At 66.4% G+C, this 15,148-nt stretch carries 14 protein-coding genes and 1 tRNA gene; 5 read left to right on the top strand and 10 right to left on the bottom strand.

Translation table 11 applies throughout. The annotated features are described in order from the left end of the window. Positions 1–534 precede the first annotated feature (534 nt). The 9 genes from OC184_RS14335 to OC184_RS14295 all read right to left on the bottom strand — a co-directional run bounded on the left by OC184_RS14335 (position 535) and on the right by OC184_RS14295 (position 5,765). Positions 535–723, bottom strand: coding sequence for a hypothetical protein (locus OC184_RS14335; protein ID WP_265507866.1), 189 nt, complete (start codon positions 721–723; stop codon positions 535–537). Between the two features lie 64 nt (positions 724–787). Next, the gene (locus tag OC184_RS14330) at positions 788–1,252 is read right to left on the bottom strand and encodes a PTS sugar transporter subunit IIA (protein ID WP_265507865.1); all 465 of its coding nucleotides are present in this window, start codon (positions 1,250–1,252) and stop codon (positions 788–790) included. Between the two features lie 100 nt (positions 1,253–1,352). Beyond that, positions 1,353–1,928 carry a ribosome hibernation-promoting factor, HPF/YfiA family gene (gene hpf, locus OC184_RS14325; RefSeq protein WP_265507864.1) on the bottom strand — a complete coding sequence of 192 codons (576 nt, stop codon included), beginning with the start codon at positions 1,926–1,928 and terminating at the stop codon, positions 1,353–1,355. Between the two features lie 161 nt (positions 1,929–2,089). Further along, entirely contained in the window at positions 2,090–2,821 is a 732-nt protein-coding gene (gene lptB / locus OC184_RS14320; protein WP_265507863.1) for an LPS export ABC transporter ATP-binding protein, read from the bottom strand. After that, positions 2,821–3,300 carry a lipopolysaccharide transport periplasmic protein LptA gene (gene lptA / locus OC184_RS14315; protein WP_265507862.1) on the bottom strand — a complete coding sequence of 160 codons (480 nt, stop codon included), beginning with the start codon at positions 3,298–3,300 and terminating at the stop codon, positions 2,821–2,823. The genes lptB and lptA overlap by 1 nt, the downstream gene beginning before the upstream one ends. A 29-nt stretch (positions 3,301–3,329) precedes the next feature. Beyond that, positions 3,330–3,899: a hypothetical protein gene (locus OC184_RS14310; RefSeq protein ID WP_265507861.1), complete on the bottom strand. Its 570-nt coding sequence runs from the start codon at positions 3,897–3,899 to the stop codon at positions 3,330–3,332. 3 nt (positions 3,900–3,902) lie between these two features. After that, positions 3,903–4,802, bottom strand: coding sequence for a KpsF/GutQ family sugar-phosphate isomerase (locus OC184_RS14305; RefSeq protein ID WP_265507870.1), 900 nt, complete (start codon positions 4,800–4,802; stop codon positions 3,903–3,905). A gap of 116 nt (positions 4,803–4,918) precedes the next feature. After that, on the bottom strand, positions 4,919–5,533 hold the full coding sequence (locus OC184_RS14300; protein ID WP_265507860.1) for a ribonuclease D: 615 nt from the start codon (positions 5,531–5,533) through the stop codon (positions 4,919–4,921). Positions 5,534–5,680: 147 nt separating this feature from the next. Further along, a tRNA-Leu gene (locus OC184_RS14295) sits at positions 5,681–5,765 on the bottom strand. Positions 5,766–5,951: 186 nt separating this feature from the next. Between OC184_RS14295 and OC184_RS14290 the strand changes: the two genes are divergently transcribed. From OC184_RS14290 to gltB, 5 genes are all read left to right on the top strand, one after another. Next, positions 5,952–6,935, top strand: coding sequence for a complex I NDUFA9 subunit family protein (locus tag OC184_RS14290; protein ID WP_265507859.1), 984 nt, complete (start codon positions 5,952–5,954; stop codon positions 6,933–6,935). Beyond that, on the top strand, positions 6,935–7,738 hold the full coding sequence (locus OC184_RS14285) for an undecaprenyl-diphosphate phosphatase (protein WP_265507858.1): 804 nt from the start codon (positions 6,935–6,937) through the stop codon (positions 7,736–7,738). Before OC184_RS14290 ends, OC184_RS14285 begins: the two co-directional genes overlap by 1 nt. Positions 7,739–7,888: 150 nt before the next feature. After that, positions 7,889–9,385 carry an NAD(P)-dependent oxidoreductase gene (locus OC184_RS14280; protein WP_265507857.1) on the top strand — a complete coding sequence of 499 codons (1,497 nt, stop codon included), beginning with the start codon at positions 7,889–7,891 and terminating at the stop codon, positions 9,383–9,385. 10 nt (positions 9,386–9,395) lie between these two features. Further along, positions 9,396–10,148 carry a hypothetical protein gene (locus OC184_RS14275; RefSeq protein WP_265507856.1) on the top strand — a complete coding sequence of 251 codons (753 nt, stop codon included), beginning with the start codon at positions 9,396–9,398 and terminating at the stop codon, positions 10,146–10,148. A gap of 2 nt (positions 10,149–10,150) precedes the next feature. Next, a complete protein-coding gene (gene gltB, locus OC184_RS14270) occupies positions 10,151–14,683 on the top strand; it encodes a glutamate synthase large subunit (RefSeq protein WP_265507869.1) in 4,533 nt (1,510 codons plus the stop codon). A gap of 37 nt (positions 14,684–14,720) precedes the next feature. Here gltB and OC184_RS14265 read toward each other — a convergent pair whose 3' ends face one another. Beyond that, complete coding sequence (locus OC184_RS14265) at positions 14,721–15,062, bottom strand: MliC family protein (RefSeq protein WP_265507855.1); 342 nt, start codon at positions 15,060–15,062, stop codon at positions 14,721–14,723. Between the last annotated feature and the right edge of the window lie 86 nt (positions 15,063–15,148).

The following is a 15,148-nucleotide window of genomic DNA, read 5'->3' as shown; positions in this document are numbered from 1 at the left end:
GTGTAGCTGGACCAGTTCGTCGTGCGGTAGCGGGCGGATGGAGGCTTGCTCATGCACCTCGTCTAACCACAGGGAATTGCGATGGGAATCTTTCGCAGACAGAGTTCTGCAACAACGCCCATCGCCAACAGAAACACCGACGGAGGGCACGCCTGACCATGAGGGTTCGGCAAGCAGAAAGCCTGCCTCCGGAGACGTTGCTTCCATATCGTACTTGAAGACCCGCCACCGGCCGCACGACATATATTCTTCGACCGGTGCAGGCACCTGTCGCCTGACGTTCTCCGCCGGCAAGGGCTCATGAACAGCGCCGCAGATGTCGCCCCCCCCCGATAACACCGGGCAGCACGGCCAGCTGGCCATATTTCATGACGGGTCCGTGGCGGAAGCCCTGGTTGCGCCGTGCGAGACGGCGACCGCCACGGCGAAGCATGGCCAACTGGCCGCCGCTCCACATGAAGTTCGCATTCCCGGGACGGCCGGCTGACGTTACTATGTCAGAGCTTGGGAATCGGACCGTCCGACCGTTAAGGCTCAGGCCTCGGCGCCGCGGGCGATCCGTAGGTACTGGGCTGCCTTATGGTCCTGCTGGTCGCGCTCCTTGGGTCGCGCCTGCAGGGTCAGGGTCGAGCGGTGGGGCATCTCGGACCGCTCTTGGCGCAGGTATTCGCGCAGGCGGGCGCTTCCGCGGGTCCGGTGCTGATCGGCAAGATGTTTGGTCATGTCTGGCCTCCTCTGGTCGATCAGCCGAATATAAGTCCGGCCCGGACTTATTTCAAACCTTGCGTCACGCCGCGCGGATGCCTTGCGCGGCCGAAAGGACCGCGTGCAGCGCGACGGGATCGTCGTTGGCGCGCAGCTTGGCGCGCAGGTCCTGATCGCGCAGCGTCCGGGACACCAGCGCCAGCGCCTTCAGGTGGTCGACGCCGCTGGTCTCTGGCGCCAGCAGCGCAAAGACCAGATCGACCGGCTGACGGTCAACCGCGTCGAAATCCAGGGGCTTTTCCAGCCGCAGGAACAGGCCCGCGACCTTGTCCAGCCCGTGCAGGCGAGCATGGGGCAAGGCCACTCCCTGGCCCACGCCAGTGGGGCCCAGGCTTTCGCGTTCCTGCAGGGCGTCCAGCACCTCTGACGCGTTCAGCCCATATTCGGCATGCGCAAGATCGGCGAGTTCCTGGAACAGGCGTTTCTTCGAGGTCACCTGCCCCAAGGAACGCACCGCCCCGGGCCGGAGGATTTCATTCAATTGCATTTCCGTCGCGTCTTTCCAAAAGCTGTCCGCCCCCTCTGCGGGTCCCCTAACGGGCCCCTGGGGGCGGCACATCAAGAGGGGCGTCGGGCGCGGCGCGGGTTCAGCCGTTTCCGCGCGGGTCGATCCAGCCCACATTGCCGTCGTCGCGGCGGTGGACGACGTTGACGCCGCCATGTTTCTCATTGCGGAACACCAGAAGCGGGGTCCCCGAAAGCTCCATCTGCATGACCGCGTCCCCCACCGACAGGGTGGGCACGCGGCTTGCCATCTCTGCGATGATGATGGGCTGCAGGCTGTCGTCCTGCGATTCCCATGCATCCTCGTCGGCGGCCAGCACATAGCTGCCGGCTTCGCCGAAGACAACAGGCTCGGCGCGCTCCTTGTGGTGATCCTTCAGACGGCGCTTGTAGCGGCGCAGCTGCTTGTCCATCTTCTCGCGGCACGCCTCGAACGAGGCATAGATGTCGGTCGCCGATCCACGCGCCTGCACGTTCAGTCCTGTGGACAAGTGCACCACCGCATCGCACATGAACTGATGCGCGTCCTTGGAAAAGGTCACGGTCGCATCCGTGGGGCGCTGCGAATACTTCTCGATCGTCTCGCCCAGCTCGGTCTGCACGTGGGTGCTCAGCGCGTCGCCGACATCGATGTGTTTTCCGCTGATGGTATAGCGCATCGTCTTTCCTCTCCGGTTGCCCGTCCGACCGCGCCGACCCGTCAAGGTGCCGGCAGGGGCGGAACGGGGTTCGCGGGGCATTCCGGCGCCCGCATATATCAATTTGGTGACAGGCAGGCGGTTCTGTCAACGGGGCGCACGTCTGCGTGAGTGGCGCGTTGTCACACCATCCGGAAGCCCTCGCCCAGATACACCTCGCGCACCTTGGGATCGGCGACGATCTGCTCGGTCGTGCCGGACATCAGGACGTGGCCGTCATGCAGGATATAGGCTCGGTCGACGATACCCAGCGTCTCGCGCACGTTGTGGTCGGTGATCAGCACGCCGATGCCGCGCGACTTCAGCGCGTGGACCAAGGTGCGGATCTCGCCCACGGCGATGGGGTCGACGCCGGCGAAGGGCTCGTCCAGCAGCAGAAAGCCGGGGTCCGAGGCCAGGCAGCGCGCGATCTCGGCCCGCCTGCGCTCGCCGCCTGAAAGGGCGAGCGCCGGGGCGCCGCGCAAATGGGTAATCGAGAAGTCGCCCAGCAACTCCTCCAGCCGGTCGCGGCGATGGCGGGGATCATCCAGCGCGACCTCCAGCACGGCCATGATGTTCTGTTCGACCGTCAGACCGCGGAAGATCGACATCTCCTGCGGCAGATAGCCGATTCCCATGCGGGCGCGCCGGAACATCGGCAGACGGGTGGCGTCCTGCCCGTCGATCAGCACCTGCCCGGCATCCGGGCTGACAAGGCCCGCGATGCAATAGAAGCAGGTGGTCTTGCCAGAACCGTTCGGTCCCAGAAGGGCCACGACCTCGCCCCGCTGCAGGCTGACGGAGACGTCGCGGATGACGGGCCGATTGCGATAGGATTTTCGCAGCCCCCGGACGTCCAGACCCTGACCCGCCATCAGTTGCGGCCCGGCTGTAGCACCGACCGCACCCGCCCCTGCACCTGGGCCGAACCGCTGGCCAGATCGACCGTCACCCGGTCGCCGGACAGCACGTTCTGCCCCTGCGTCAGCAGCACGTCGCCGGTCAGCACCACGCTGCCCGCGTCGACGTCATAGACCGCCTGCCCCGCCTCGGCCGCGTCCTCGCCGGATACCAGCGTCACGTTGCCGACGGCGGTCAGTGACCTGATCCGCTCCTGCCCTTCCGCGGCGTATTCGACGGTGACCTCATCGGCAGACAGCCGCATCTCTCCCTGTCCAATCACGACGTTGCCGGTGAACAGGGCGCTGCCGTCCGACTGGTCGACCGTCAGGTTGTCGGCCGACACCTCGACCGGGGCCGAGGTATCGGCGCGCATGCCGCCGAAGGCCACGCCCTGGGCCAGGGCAGGCCCGGCGGCGGTCAGCAGAAGAACTGTCAGAAGGGTGCGCAGCATGATCGGGCCTCGGGGTTCGGGTCGGTGAGTCACGGCTGATATAGCAGACGCACACCGCCCGAGAAATTCAAGATCGCCGATCCCTCGCCTTCGCCGGGCGCCAGCCGCATCCGCTCTGCCTCGATCTCGCCGAAGGGCGCATCCGCCGTGATGCCCTGATCGGCCGCGATGACGGAACGGTCGGTCGCGGCCTCGACCCGAGCCGAGCGCAGCGTCCACCCCGACGAGGTGGACATTTCGACCCCGCCTTCCAGCCGCACCTGGCCGTCGGCCAGCGTCCCCGAGGGCGCGACGAGGTCGGCGGTCAAGCCGTCCGGCCGCCGCCATTCCAGCCGCAGGTCGCCCGCTGCGCCCCCGGCCGTCGACGGGGTCGCCTGCGCGGCCCTCAGCGACAACGTGGTTCCGTCGCCGGTGACGCCGCTGTATTCCGGCGCGACGATCCGCCCCTCACGCGCGGCGGCCTCGGCATCGACCTCGGCATAGGGGATGCGCGATTCAGTCGTGGACTGGCGCGAGAACAGGAACATCGTCGACAGCATCGCCAGCGCCACCAGCGGCAGAAGCACCCTCAGCCAACGGACGATGCGGGTGCGGGTCATGGCTTAGAAAAGCCCCGCGCGCAGGCAGTCGTGGATGTGCAGGATGCCTGACGGGCGACCGTCCTCGACCGCGAACAGGCAGGTGATCTTGCGTTCCTGCATCTGCGCCAGAGCCGCCTCGGCCAAGGCGCCGGGGTCGATGGTGCGGGGCGCGCGGGTCATCACCTCGGCGGCGCGGTGATCCAGCAGACCCTCCATGTGCCGCCGAAGGTCGCCGTCGGTGATGATGCCGACCAACCCGCCTGCACCATCGATGACGCCGGTGACGCCATAGCCCTTCTGGCTGATCACCAGAAGCGCCTCTGACATGGGCGCGTCAGCCGCCACCAGCGGCATGTCGCGATGCATCAGGTCGCCGACCTTGGCCAGACGCGCCCCAAGCTTGCCGCCGGGGTGGAACGTCCTGAAATGCTCGGGCGTGAACTGCCGATGCTCCATCAGCGCGATGGCCAGCGCGTCCCCCAGGGCCAGCGTCATGGTGGTCGAGGTTGTGGGCACGATCCCGTTGCCGCAGGCCTCGGGGGCAGCGGGCAGCACCAGCGCCAGATCGGCCTGCCGCATCAGCGTCGATTGCGGCCGCGCCGCCACGCCGATCAGCGGAATGCGAAACCGCCGCGTATGGGCGATCAGGTCCGCAAGTTCGGGCGTCTCGCCGCTGTTGGACAGGACCAGCGCCAGATCGGCCTGGGTCACCATGCCCAGATCGCCATGGCTGGCCTCGGCCGGATGCACGAACTGCGCGGGTGTTCCGGTCGACGCCAGCGTCGCCGCGATCTTGCGCCCGACATGGCCCGACTTGCCCATGCCCGACACGATCACCCGCCCCCGCACCGCCAGGATCATCTCGACCGCGCGCGAGAACTCGTCCCCCAACCCCCCCGACAGGGCCTGAAGCCCGGCCATCTCGTCGCCGATGACCCGCCGCGCCGTCTTGATGTAATCCGCCACGCCCTACTCCTGCATTGGTCCTCAAATATCCTCTGGGGGTCCGGGGGGCGAAGCGCCCCCGGGCTTGCCGCTCAATGCCGGAAGATGTCGTTCTCGTCACCCCAGCCCAGCAGGTCCAGATGGGCACGGGCCGGCAGGAAGTCAAAGCAGGCTTGGGCCAAACCCAGCCGGTTCTCTCGCTTCAGCCGCTCTTCCAGGGCGTCCTTCAGCTTGTGCAGGTGCAGGACGTCCGAGGCCGCGTATTCCAGCTGCGCGTCCGTCAGGTCGGCCGCGCCCCAGTCGCTGGTCTGCTGCTGCTTGCTGACGTCGACGCCCACCAGCTCATTCAGCAGGTACTTCAGCCCGTGCCGGTCGGTGAAGGTCCGCACCAGCTTCGACGCGATCTTGGTGCACCACACGGGCGAGGTGACGACGCCGAACGCATTCTCCAGCGCCGCGATGTCGAAGCGGCCAAAGTGAAACAGCTTCAGCACCTTGGGGTCGGTCAGCAGGCGCGTCAGGTTCGGCGCCTCGGTCTGGCCGCGGTCGATCTGGACCAGATGCGCCTCTCCGTCGCCGCCCGAGAGCTGCACCAGGCACAACCGGTCGCGGCGCGGGTCGAGGCCCATCGTCTCGGTGTCGATGGCGACGACCTGGCCCAGGTCCAGGTCGTCGGGAAGATCATTGGGATACAGATGGATGCTCATCGCCTGTCCTGTCCTTGGGTGCCGCGCTGTCTGGCGCCTCTCTGACCAGAAAGAGGTCTGCCTATCCAGTGAAAATCGCGCGATGCGGAACGGGTCCGGCACGCGGCCAAAGAAAAACCCCCGAGCCTTGCGGCCGGGGGTGTTTCTTGGTGCCCAGGAGAGGACTCGAACCTCCACGCCTTGCGGCACACGGACCTGAACCGTGCGCGTCTACCAATTCCGCCACCTGGGCAGGTGGTGTGAGCGGCTGATTAAAGTGACTGCCGGGGGCCGTCAATGGGGGTCGTGCAAGTTTTTTGACAGATTTCGCACCGGCCCCGTTCACCCCCGCGGCGAAACCCCGCTGCGCCTTGCCGCAGGCGGATGGCTTGGGTAAGGATCGCCCGGTATTCTGCGCATTCAAGGAGGCGAGACGCCCATGGCGAAACTGGTCACGATCTTCGGCGGATCGGGCTTTGTCGGCCGGCAGGTGGCCCGGCTGATGGCCAAGGAAGGCTGGCGCGTGCGGATCGCGGTGCGCCGCCCCGACGAGGCGCTGTTCACCCGGACCTATGGCGTCGTGGGCCAGGTCATGCCCGTGATGTGCAACATCCGCGACGAACTGTCGGTGCGCGCCGCCCTTTCGGATGCCGATGCCGCCATCAACTGCGTGAACATCCTGACCCCGCAGGGCAAGAGCAACTTCAAGACCGTGTTCGAGGACGGCGCCGCCAACATCGCCCGCCTCTCGGCCGAGATGGGGGTCGCGCGGCTGGTCCATATCTCGGGCTTGGGAACCGACGTCAATTCGACCAGCGCGTATATCGCCTCGAAGTCGCGTGGCGAGGCGGCGGTCCTGCAGCATCGCCCCGACGCGGTCGTGCTGCGCCCGTCGGTGATCTTCGGCGCCGGCGACAACTTCTACAACCGTCTGGCCGGGATGACCCGCTTCGGGCCGATCATGCCGGTTCTGGGCGGTCGCACCCGGATGCAGCCCGTCCATGTCGAGGACGTGGCCCGCGCCGCCGCCATGGGGGCCGACGGAACGGCAGAACCCGGCATCTATGAACTGGGCGGCCCGGATATTCTGACCATGCGCCAGATCGTGGACCAGGTGCTGGAAGCGACGCATCGCCGCAAGATCGTCGTCGGCATGCCCTTCGCCCTGGCCGGCCTGGGCTCGACGGTGCTGGGGGTCGTGCAGACGCTGACGGGCGGTCTTCTGACCAATCCGATCAGTCGCGACCAGCTGGCGCTTCTGCGCCGTGACAACGTCGTCAACCCGCAAGCGCGGGGCTTCGACGAACTGGGCATTCAGCCCATTGCTGCCAGCGCGGTTCTGGACAGCTACCTGTGGCGGTTCCGCAAGTCGGGGCAGTACGACGTCATCAAGAAATCTGCCAAGAACCTGCGCGAGCATTAATGGAACCCAATACGATTGTTGCAGCCGTCCTCGGGATTCTCGAGGGCCTGACCGAATTCATTCCCGTCTCATCCACCGGCCATATCCTGCTGGTCGGTCACTTCCTCGGCTTCGATTCGCCCGGCCGCTCGTTCGAGGTGCTGATCCAGCTGGGCGCGCTGCTGGCGATCCTGGGGGTCTATGCCTCGCGGATCGTCCAGATCCTGAAGGACGCCCCCCACGATCCAATCGCGCGCCGCTTCGTCGGTGCGGTGCTGCTGGCCTTCCTGCCCGCGGTTGTCATCGGTGTGCTGGCGCATGGCTTCATCAAGACAGTGCTGTTCGAAACCCCGATGCTGATCGCCCTGATGCTGATCCTGGGCGGGATCGTGCTGCTTCTGGTCGACCGCCGCCAGACCCAGCCGAGGTACCACCGTGTCGAGGAGTTCCCCCTGCCGATGGCGCTGAAGATCGGAGTGTTCCAGTGCATCGCGATGATTCCCGGCGTGTCGCGGTCGGGGGCGACGATCGTCGGCGCGCTGCTGCTGGGCGCGGACAAGCGCTCGGCGGCCGAGTTCTCGTTCTTCCTGGCGATGCCGACGATGCTCGGCGCCTTCGCCTATGACCTGTTCCAGAATCGCGACATCCTGGACGCGGCCGCCGCGACACAGATCGCCATCGGCTTCGTGGCGGCGCTGGTCAGCGGCATCGTGGTCGTGCGCTGGCTTCTGGGCTTCGTGTCGCAACACGGCTACGCGCCGTTTGCCTGGTGGCGCATTGGGTTCGGCACCATGGTTTTGCTGGCGCTTCTGGTAGGTAAGTAAACTATGCTTACCTAAATAGGCGCTTGTGGCACAAAAAATCTGCCCTCGCTTAGTGAAAAGATGAAATTAGGTCAGCTTGACTGACTTTTCATCTGCCCACCCTTGGTTTATGCCAGCGCTGACCGTCCTTTCAGAAGAGGCAGCGCAGCCATGGCCACGCAGAAGATGCTCAAGTTCGTCTCGATCCCGCGCGAGATGCCCGAGAAACGTTCGGCCCAGGAACGGTCCGAGGACTTTCACGAGATCTATCGCGAATTCGCCGCCCAGAAGGCGGCCGAGCAGGCGGGGCGCTGCAGCCAGTGCGGTGTCCCCTATTGCCAGAGCCACTGCCCGCTGCATAACAACATCCCCGACTGGCTGCGACTGACCGCCGAAGGCCGCCTGCAAGAGGCTTGGCAGGTCAGCCAGGCGACCAGCACCCTGCCCGAGATCTGCGGCCGCATCTGCCCGCAGGACCGCCTCTGCGAGGGCAACTGCGTGATCGAGCAGTCGGGCCACGGCACCGTCACCATCGGTGCGGTCGAGAAGTACATCAACGACACCGCTTGGGAAGAAGGCTGGATCACCCCCATCAAGCCGGCCCAGGAACGTGCCGAATCGATCGGCATCATCGGTGCGGGCCCCGGCGGGCTGTCGGCGGCCGACATGCTGCGCCGCCAGGGATACCAGGTCACGATCTATGACCGCTATGATCGCGCGGGCGGGCTGATGACCTATGGCATCCCCGGCTTCAAGCTGGAAAAGCACGTCGTCATGCGCCGCAACCAGTGGCTGGCCGACAGCGGCGTCGAGTTCGTGCTGAACTGCAACGTGGGCGAGGACATCAGCTTCGACGCGATCCGCGGCAAGCACGACGCCGTCTTGATCGCGACCGGCGTCTACAAGACGCGCGACCTGGATATCGACAACGCCGATGCCGGCGGCGTCGTGCGCGCCATCGACTATCTGACCGCCAGCAATAAGATCGATTTCGGCGACGAGGTTCCGGATTACGAGGACGGAGAACTGAACGCCAACGGCAAGCGCGTCATCGTCATCGGCGGCGGCGACACCGCGATGGACTGCGTGCGCACGGCGATCCGTCAGGGCGCTCAGTCGGTCAAGTGCCTCTATCGCCGCGACCGCGCCAACATGCCGGGTTCGCAGCGCGAAGTGCAGAACGCCGAGGAAGAGGGCGTTGAATTCGTCTGGCTATCCGGTCCCGGCGGCTTCGTAGGCCATGTGACGGGGGACTTCGCCGCCGCGCAAGAGGCCGATGTCGACGGTCCGGTCCGCACCGTCTCGCAGATCGCCAGCGTCAGCATTCAGAAGATGCGTCTGGGCCAGCCCGACGTCACCGGCCGCCAGTCGCCCGAACTGATCGAGGGCGCCGACTATGACGAACCCGCGGATCTGGTCATCAAGGCCCTGGGCTTCGAGCCAGAGGACCTGCCCAAGCTGTGGGGCGTCGACGGGCTGGAGGTGACGCGCTGGGGCACCATCAAGGCGAACTTCCAGACGCACCAGACATCGATTCCCGGGGTCTTCGCGGTGGGCGACATCGTCCGCGGCGCCAGCCTTGTGGTCTGGGCGATCCGTGACGGGCGCGAGGCCGCCGAATCCATCGCCAGCTTCCTGACGGGCGACGCCCGCGTCGCCGCCGAATAAGGTGGGCGCCATGTTGCAAGGATCGCTTTACGGCGCTGCCTCCGACAACCCGCGACTGCGGATGCTGCTGGCGATGCTGCCGGTGGCCGGCGCCGCGTTGGCCCCGCAGCCGGCGCTGGCGGCGAACTTCACGCCGCCTTCGGGCTGCAGCCTGCAGATGACCGTCCAGAATCGCGGCTGTACGGTCAGCCAGTACTATCGCTGCGACGCCGATCCCGAAGGGTATCAACGCAGCGCGATCTTCGGGCAGGACGGCTTGTTCCACCTGTCCACCATCGACGCCGAGACGCGCTGGATCGAAAGCCAGGATCCGGTCACCGGCCTGACCGATCGCCTGGTCGACGAGGCCGAGGATCACGCCAGCTTCGGCGAGCTTGTCGAGAGCGGCCGCGACGACTTCGACTTCTGGACCCGGTCCGACGACGGGACGCTGCTGAACCACCAGGGCTTCGACGTCCTGACCGGCGAGACCGTCCAGATCGACGGCCAGCCGCTGGAGCGGACCCGGTTCCAGCTGACCACCCGCAGCGAAAGCGGCGAGATCCTGATCGAGCGCGAGGGCGGGCAGTTCGTCAGCCGCGACTTCGGCCGCTTCTTCGGCGGGGTCGAGACCAGCAGCGACTGGACCGGCGCCCGGCGCGAGACGAACGACAGCCCCGTCACCTTCGCATTCCCCAATGAGGCCGGTTTCGGCGACACCACCCCACAATTCGACTGCGATCAGCTGATGACGCAGATCTTGCAGGAAAGGGCCGCATCATGAGCATGGATTGGCAACAGCAGGAACAGGCCCGCCGCGACTGGATGGCCGAACACAGCCTCTATCGCGAAGAGGACGAGCATTCCTCCTGCGGCGTGGGCCTAGTGGTCAATGTCGACGGCAAGGTCAGCCGCAAGGTCGTGCAGGCCGGCATCGATGCGCTGAAGGCGATCTGGCACCGAGGCGCGGTGGATGCCGACGGCCGCACAGGCGATGGCGCGGGCATCCACGTGCAGATCCCGATCCCCTTCTTCTATGACCAGATCCGCCGCACCGGCCACGAGCCCGACCACGACAAGCTGATCGCCGTGGGCCAGGTCTTCCTGCCGCGCACCAACTTCGCGGCGCAAGAGGCCTGCCGGACCATCGTCGAATCCGAGGTCCTGCGGATGGGCCACTATATCTATGGCTGGCGCCACGTCCCGGTGAACATCGGCGTTCTGGGCGAAAAGGCCAATGCCACCCGCCCCGAGATCGAGCAGATCCTGATCCGCTGCGAAAAGGACATCGACCAGGTCCAGTTCGAACGCGAACTCTACATCATCCGCCGCCGCATCGAGAAGGCGACGGTGCTGGCGCAGGTGCGCGACCTGTACTTCTGCTCGCTCTCCTGCCGGTCGATCATCTACAAGGGCATGATGCTGGCCGAGCAGGTGGCCGAGTTCTATCCCGACCTCAAGGACGAACGCTTCGAGAGCGCCTTCGCGATCTATCACCAGCGCTACAGCACCAACACCTTCCCGCAGTGGTGGCTGGCCCAGCCCTTCCGCATGCTGGCCCATAACGGCGAAATCAACACGCTGAAGGGCAACCTGAACTGGCTGCGCAGCCACGAGATCCGCATGGCCTCCAGTGCCTTCGGCGACATGGCCGAGGACATCAAGCCGATCGTGCCCGCCGGATCGTCCGACAGCGCCGCACTGGACGCGGTGTTCGAGGTGCTGGTCCGGTCCGGGCGCAGCGCGCCGATGACCAAGACGATGCTGGTGCCGGAGAGCTGGTCCAAGGCCACGACCGACATGCCCAAGGCGTGGGCCGACATGTACGCCTATTGCAACGCCGTGATGGAGCCGTGGGACGGCCCCGCGGCGCTGGCGATGACCGACGGGCGGTGGGTCTGCGGCGGCCTTGACCGCAACGGGCTGCGGCCAATGCGCTTCGTCGTGACCGACGACAACCTGCTGATCGCGGGCTCCGAGGTCGGCATGGTCCCCGTGAACGAGGCGAACGTCCGCGAAAAGGGCGCGCTCGGGCCGGGGCAGATGATCGCCGTCGACATGTGGGAGGGCAAGCTCTACCACGACACCGACATCAAGGACCGCCTGTCCTCCAGCCAGCCCTTCGGCGAATGGATCGAGAAGGTCATCGACCTGAACGACATCATGCGCGACCTGCCCGAGATGTCGCATTTCTCGGGCGACGAGCTGCGCCGCCGCCAGACCGCCGCCGGCCTGACGATGGAGGAGCTGGAGCAGGTCCTGGCGCCGATGGCCGAGGACGGCAAGGAAAGCCTCGCCTCGATGGGCGACGACACGCCGCCCGCGGTCCTGTCGAACCAGTACCGCCCGATGAGCCACTTCTTCCGGCAGAACTTCAGCCAGGTGACGAACCCGCCGATCGACAGCCTGCGGGAAACGCGGGTGATGTCGCTGAAGACGCGCTTCGGAAACCTCAAGAACGTGCTGGACGAATCGAGCAGCCAGACCGAGATCGTGGTCCTGGAAAGCCCCTTCATCGCCAACGGCGAATTCGCCGAGATGATGAAGATGTTCGGCGACACCGTTACCCGCATCGACTGCACCTTTGCGGAAGGCGCGGGTCCCGATGCGCTTGGCGAGGGCCTGGCCCGCATCCGTGCCGAGGCCGAGGATGCCGTGCGCTCGGGCGCCGGCCATCTGGTGCTGACGGACGAGGGTCAGGGCAAGGGCCGCGTCGCCATGCCGATGATCCTGGCCACCAGCGCGGTGCATAGCTGGCTGACCCGCAAGGGCCTGCGGACCTTCTGCAGCGTCAACGTGCGCAGCGCCGAATGCATGGACCCGCATTACTTCGCGGTGCTGGTCGGCTGCGGCGCGACCACGGTGAACCCCTATCTGGCGCAGGACAGCATCAACGACCGCATCGAACGCGGGCTGCTGACAGGCACCCTGATCGAGAACATGCGCCGCTATCGCGACGCCATCGACGCCGGCCTGCTGAAGATCATGGCCAAGATGGGCATCTCGGTCCTGTCGTCCTATCGCGGCGGCCTCAACTTCGAGGCCGTGGGCCTGTCGCGGGCCATGGTGGCGGAATACTTCCCCGGCATGCAGTCGCGCATTTCCGGCATCGGCCTGCACGGTCTTCAGGCCAAGCTTGAGGATCTGCACCGTAAGGCCTTCCAGACGGCGGACGTGGACCTGCTGCCGGTCGGCGGCTTCTACAAGCTGCGCCGGTCGGGCGAAAAGCATGCCTGGGAAGCCAACACGATGAAGCTTTTGCAGGTCGCCTGCGAAAAGGCGTCCTATGACATCTGGAAGCAGTTCAGCGCGACCTTGCGGGCGAACCCGCCGATCCACATTCGCGACCTGCTGGACATCAAGCCGCTCGGCAAGCCGGTGCCGATCGAGGAGGTGGAATCCATCACCTCGATCCGCAAGCGCTTCGTCACGCCGGGCATGTCGCTTGGGGCGCTGTCGCCCGAGGCGCACATGACGCTGAACATCGCCATGAACCGCATCGGCGCAAAGTCCGATTCGGGCGAGGGTGGCGAGGATCCCGCGCACAGCCACCCGTTGCCGAACGGCGACAACCCCTGCGCCAAGATCAAGCAGGTCGCCTCGGGCCGCTTCGGCGTCACCGCCGAGTACCTGAACGCCTGCGAAGAGCTTGAGATCAAGGTCGCCCAGGGCGCCAAGCCCGGCGAGGGCGGCCAGCTGCCCGGCATGAAGGTCACCAAGCTGATCGCGCGGCTGCGTCACTCGACGCCGGGCGTGACGCTGATCTCGCCGCCGCCGCACCACGACATCTACTCGATCGAGGATCTGGCGCAGCTGATCTATGACCTGAAGCAGATCAACCCGCGCGCCAAGATCACGGTGAAGCTGGTGGCTTCGTCTGGTGTCGGCACCATCGCGGCCGGGGTGGCGAAGGCCAAGGCCGACGTGATCCTGATTTCGGGGCACAACGGCGGCACCGGGGCATCGCCCGCGACCTCGATCAAGTTCGCGGGCCTGCCGTGGGAAATGGGCCTGACCGAGGCGCATCAGGTCCTGGCCATGAACCGCCTGCGGGAACGCGTGACGCTGCGCACCGACGGGGGCCTGCGCACGGGCCGCGACATCGTCATGGCCGCGATGATGGGGGCCGAAGAATACGGCATCGGCACCGCCGCCCTGATCGCGATGGGCTGCATCATGGTCCGCCAGTGCCAGTCGAACACCTGCCCGGTGGGCGTCTGCACCCAGGACGAGAAGCTGCGCGCCATGTTCACCGGATCGGCGGACAAGGTGGTGAACCTCATCACCTTCTATGCTCAGGAGGTGCGCGAGATCCTGGCATCTATCGGCGCACGTTCGGTGGATGAGGTGATCGGCCGCGCCGACCTGCTGACCCAGGTCAGCCGCGGTGCCGCAAACCTGGACGACCTGGACCTGAACCCGCTGCTGATCACAGTCGATGGGGCCGAGAAGATCGTCTACGATCGCTCCAAGCCGCGCAACGCGGTGATGGACACGCTGGACGCCGAGATCGTCAAGGACGCCGCCCGCTTCTTCGAGGACGGCGAGAAGATGCAGCTGTCTTATGCCGTGCGGAACACGCAGCGGACTGTCGGCACCCGAACCTCCAGCATGATCGTGCAGAAGTTCGGCATGCGGAACAGCCTGCAGCCGGACCACCTGACGGTGCGGCTGACCGGCAGCGCGGGCCAGTCTCTTGGCGCCTTTGCCGCGCCAGGGCTGAAGATCGAGGTGTCGGGCGATGCCAACGACTATGTCGGCAAGGGCCTGTCCGGCGGCACCATCGTGGTGCGCCCGCCGATGGGCAGCCCGCTGGTCGCCGCCGACAACACGATCATCGGCAACACGGTCCTCTACGGAGCGACCGACGGTCACCTGTTCGCGGCCGGCCGGGCCGGCGAACGCTTTGCCGTCAGGAACAGCGGCGCGACCGTGGTGATCGAAGGCTGCGGGTCGAACGGCTGCGAATACATGACCGGCGGCGTGGCGGTGATCCTGGGACGGATCGGCGCGAACTTCGGCGCCGGCATGACCGGCGGCATGGCCTATCTCTATGATCCGCAGGGCCTGGCGCGCGACTACATCAACGCCGAGACGCTGGTGATGTGCCCGGTCACGCAGGATCACTGGGAGGGCGAGCTGAAGAGCCTGATCGAGCGCCACCTGCGCGAGACGGGATCGCGGCGCGCCGACGACATCCTGTCGAACTGGGACCGCGAGAAGGGCAACTTCCTGCAGGTCTGCCCCATGGAGATGCTGGCCCACCTGCCCCATCCCATCGCTGCGGTCGAGGCGCCAAGCGCCGTCCCCGCCGAATGACCTTGCGCGCGGCCCCCTTGCGGGGCCGCGATGCGTTTCAGCCCTGGGCCTGGCAGGTGATCGTGGCGCCTTCCCCCTTGGTGGCGTCGCGTAGCGTGGCCTCGCCGCCCTTGACCCACCATTCCTGCATGGCTGCGACATAGCGCGCGCCAGAGGCTGCGACGACCTGGACGAAGATCGACGGCCCCTCGACACCCTCGAAAATCGCTAGCGAATTGCGGCCCGTGGTGACATAGCTAACCCGCCGCGCGATCCCGTCGCTGCAGGAATGGTTGACCGCCATCACCTGTGCATCGCCCGGCAAGGGCAGCGACAGGATCGGCTGGCCGACGGCAGGCAGCGCCAGCAGGAACGGCATCAGGGCAAGGAAGGCCTTCATCGGGTCATCCGCATCACGTCGGCCCCACGATGGCCGATCCGGCGAGGCCAGGCAAGACAAGGCAGCCGCGCTTGACGCAGGCGCGC

Source organism: Paracoccus rhizosphaerae, assembly GCF_026162645.1.
Lineage (GTDB): Bacteria > Pseudomonadota > Alphaproteobacteria > Rhodobacterales > Rhodobacteraceae > Paracoccus > Paracoccus rhizosphaerae.
Note: the sequence above shows the minus strand (reverse complement) of the source record. Positions and strands in the feature narration are given on the sequence as shown.

Coding starts and splice junctions, on each gene's coding strand:
- OC184_RS14335 (WP_265507866.1), bottom strand. CDS start 723: ATGACCAAACATCTTGCCGATCAGCACCGGACCCGCGGAAGCGCCCGC.
- OC184_RS14330 (WP_265507865.1), bottom strand. CDS start 1,252: ATGCAATTGAATGAAATCCTCCGGCCCGGGGCGGTGCGTTCCTTGGGG.
- hpf (WP_265507864.1), bottom strand. CDS start 1,928: ATGCGCTATACCATCAGCGGAAAACACATCGATGTCGGCGACGCGCTG.
- lptB (WP_265507863.1), bottom strand. CDS start 2,821: ATGGCGGGTCAGGGTCTGGACGTCCGGGGGCTGCGAAAATCCTATCGC.
- lptA (WP_265507862.1), bottom strand. CDS start 3,300: ATGCTGCGCACCCTTCTGACAGTTCTTCTGCTGACCGCCGCCGGGCCT.
- OC184_RS14310 (WP_265507861.1), bottom strand. CDS start 3,899: ATGACCCGCACCCGCATCGTCCGTTGGCTGAGGGTGCTTCTGCCGCTG.
- OC184_RS14305 (WP_265507870.1), bottom strand. CDS start 4,802: ATGGCCGGGCTTCAGGCCCTGTCGGGGGGGTTGGGGGACGAGTTCTCG.
- OC184_RS14300 (WP_265507860.1), bottom strand. CDS start 5,533: ATGAGCATCCATCTGTATCCCAATGATCTTCCCGACGACCTGGACCTG.
- OC184_RS14290 (WP_265507859.1), top strand. CDS start 5,952: ATGGCGAAACTGGTCACGATCTTCGGCGGATCGGGCTTTGTCGGCCGG.
- OC184_RS14285 (WP_265507858.1), top strand. CDS start 6,935: ATGGAACCCAATACGATTGTTGCAGCCGTCCTCGGGATTCTCGAGGGC.
- OC184_RS14280 (WP_265507857.1), top strand. CDS start 7,889: ATGGCCACGCAGAAGATGCTCAAGTTCGTCTCGATCCCGCGCGAGATG.
- OC184_RS14275 (WP_265507856.1), top strand. CDS start 9,396: ATGTTGCAAGGATCGCTTTACGGCGCTGCCTCCGACAACCCGCGACTG.
- gltB (WP_265507869.1), top strand. CDS start 10,151: ATGGATTGGCAACAGCAGGAACAGGCCCGCCGCGACTGGATGGCCGAA.
- OC184_RS14265 (WP_265507855.1), bottom strand. CDS start 15,062: ATGAAGGCCTTCCTTGCCCTGATGCCGTTCCTGCTGGCGCTGCCTGCC.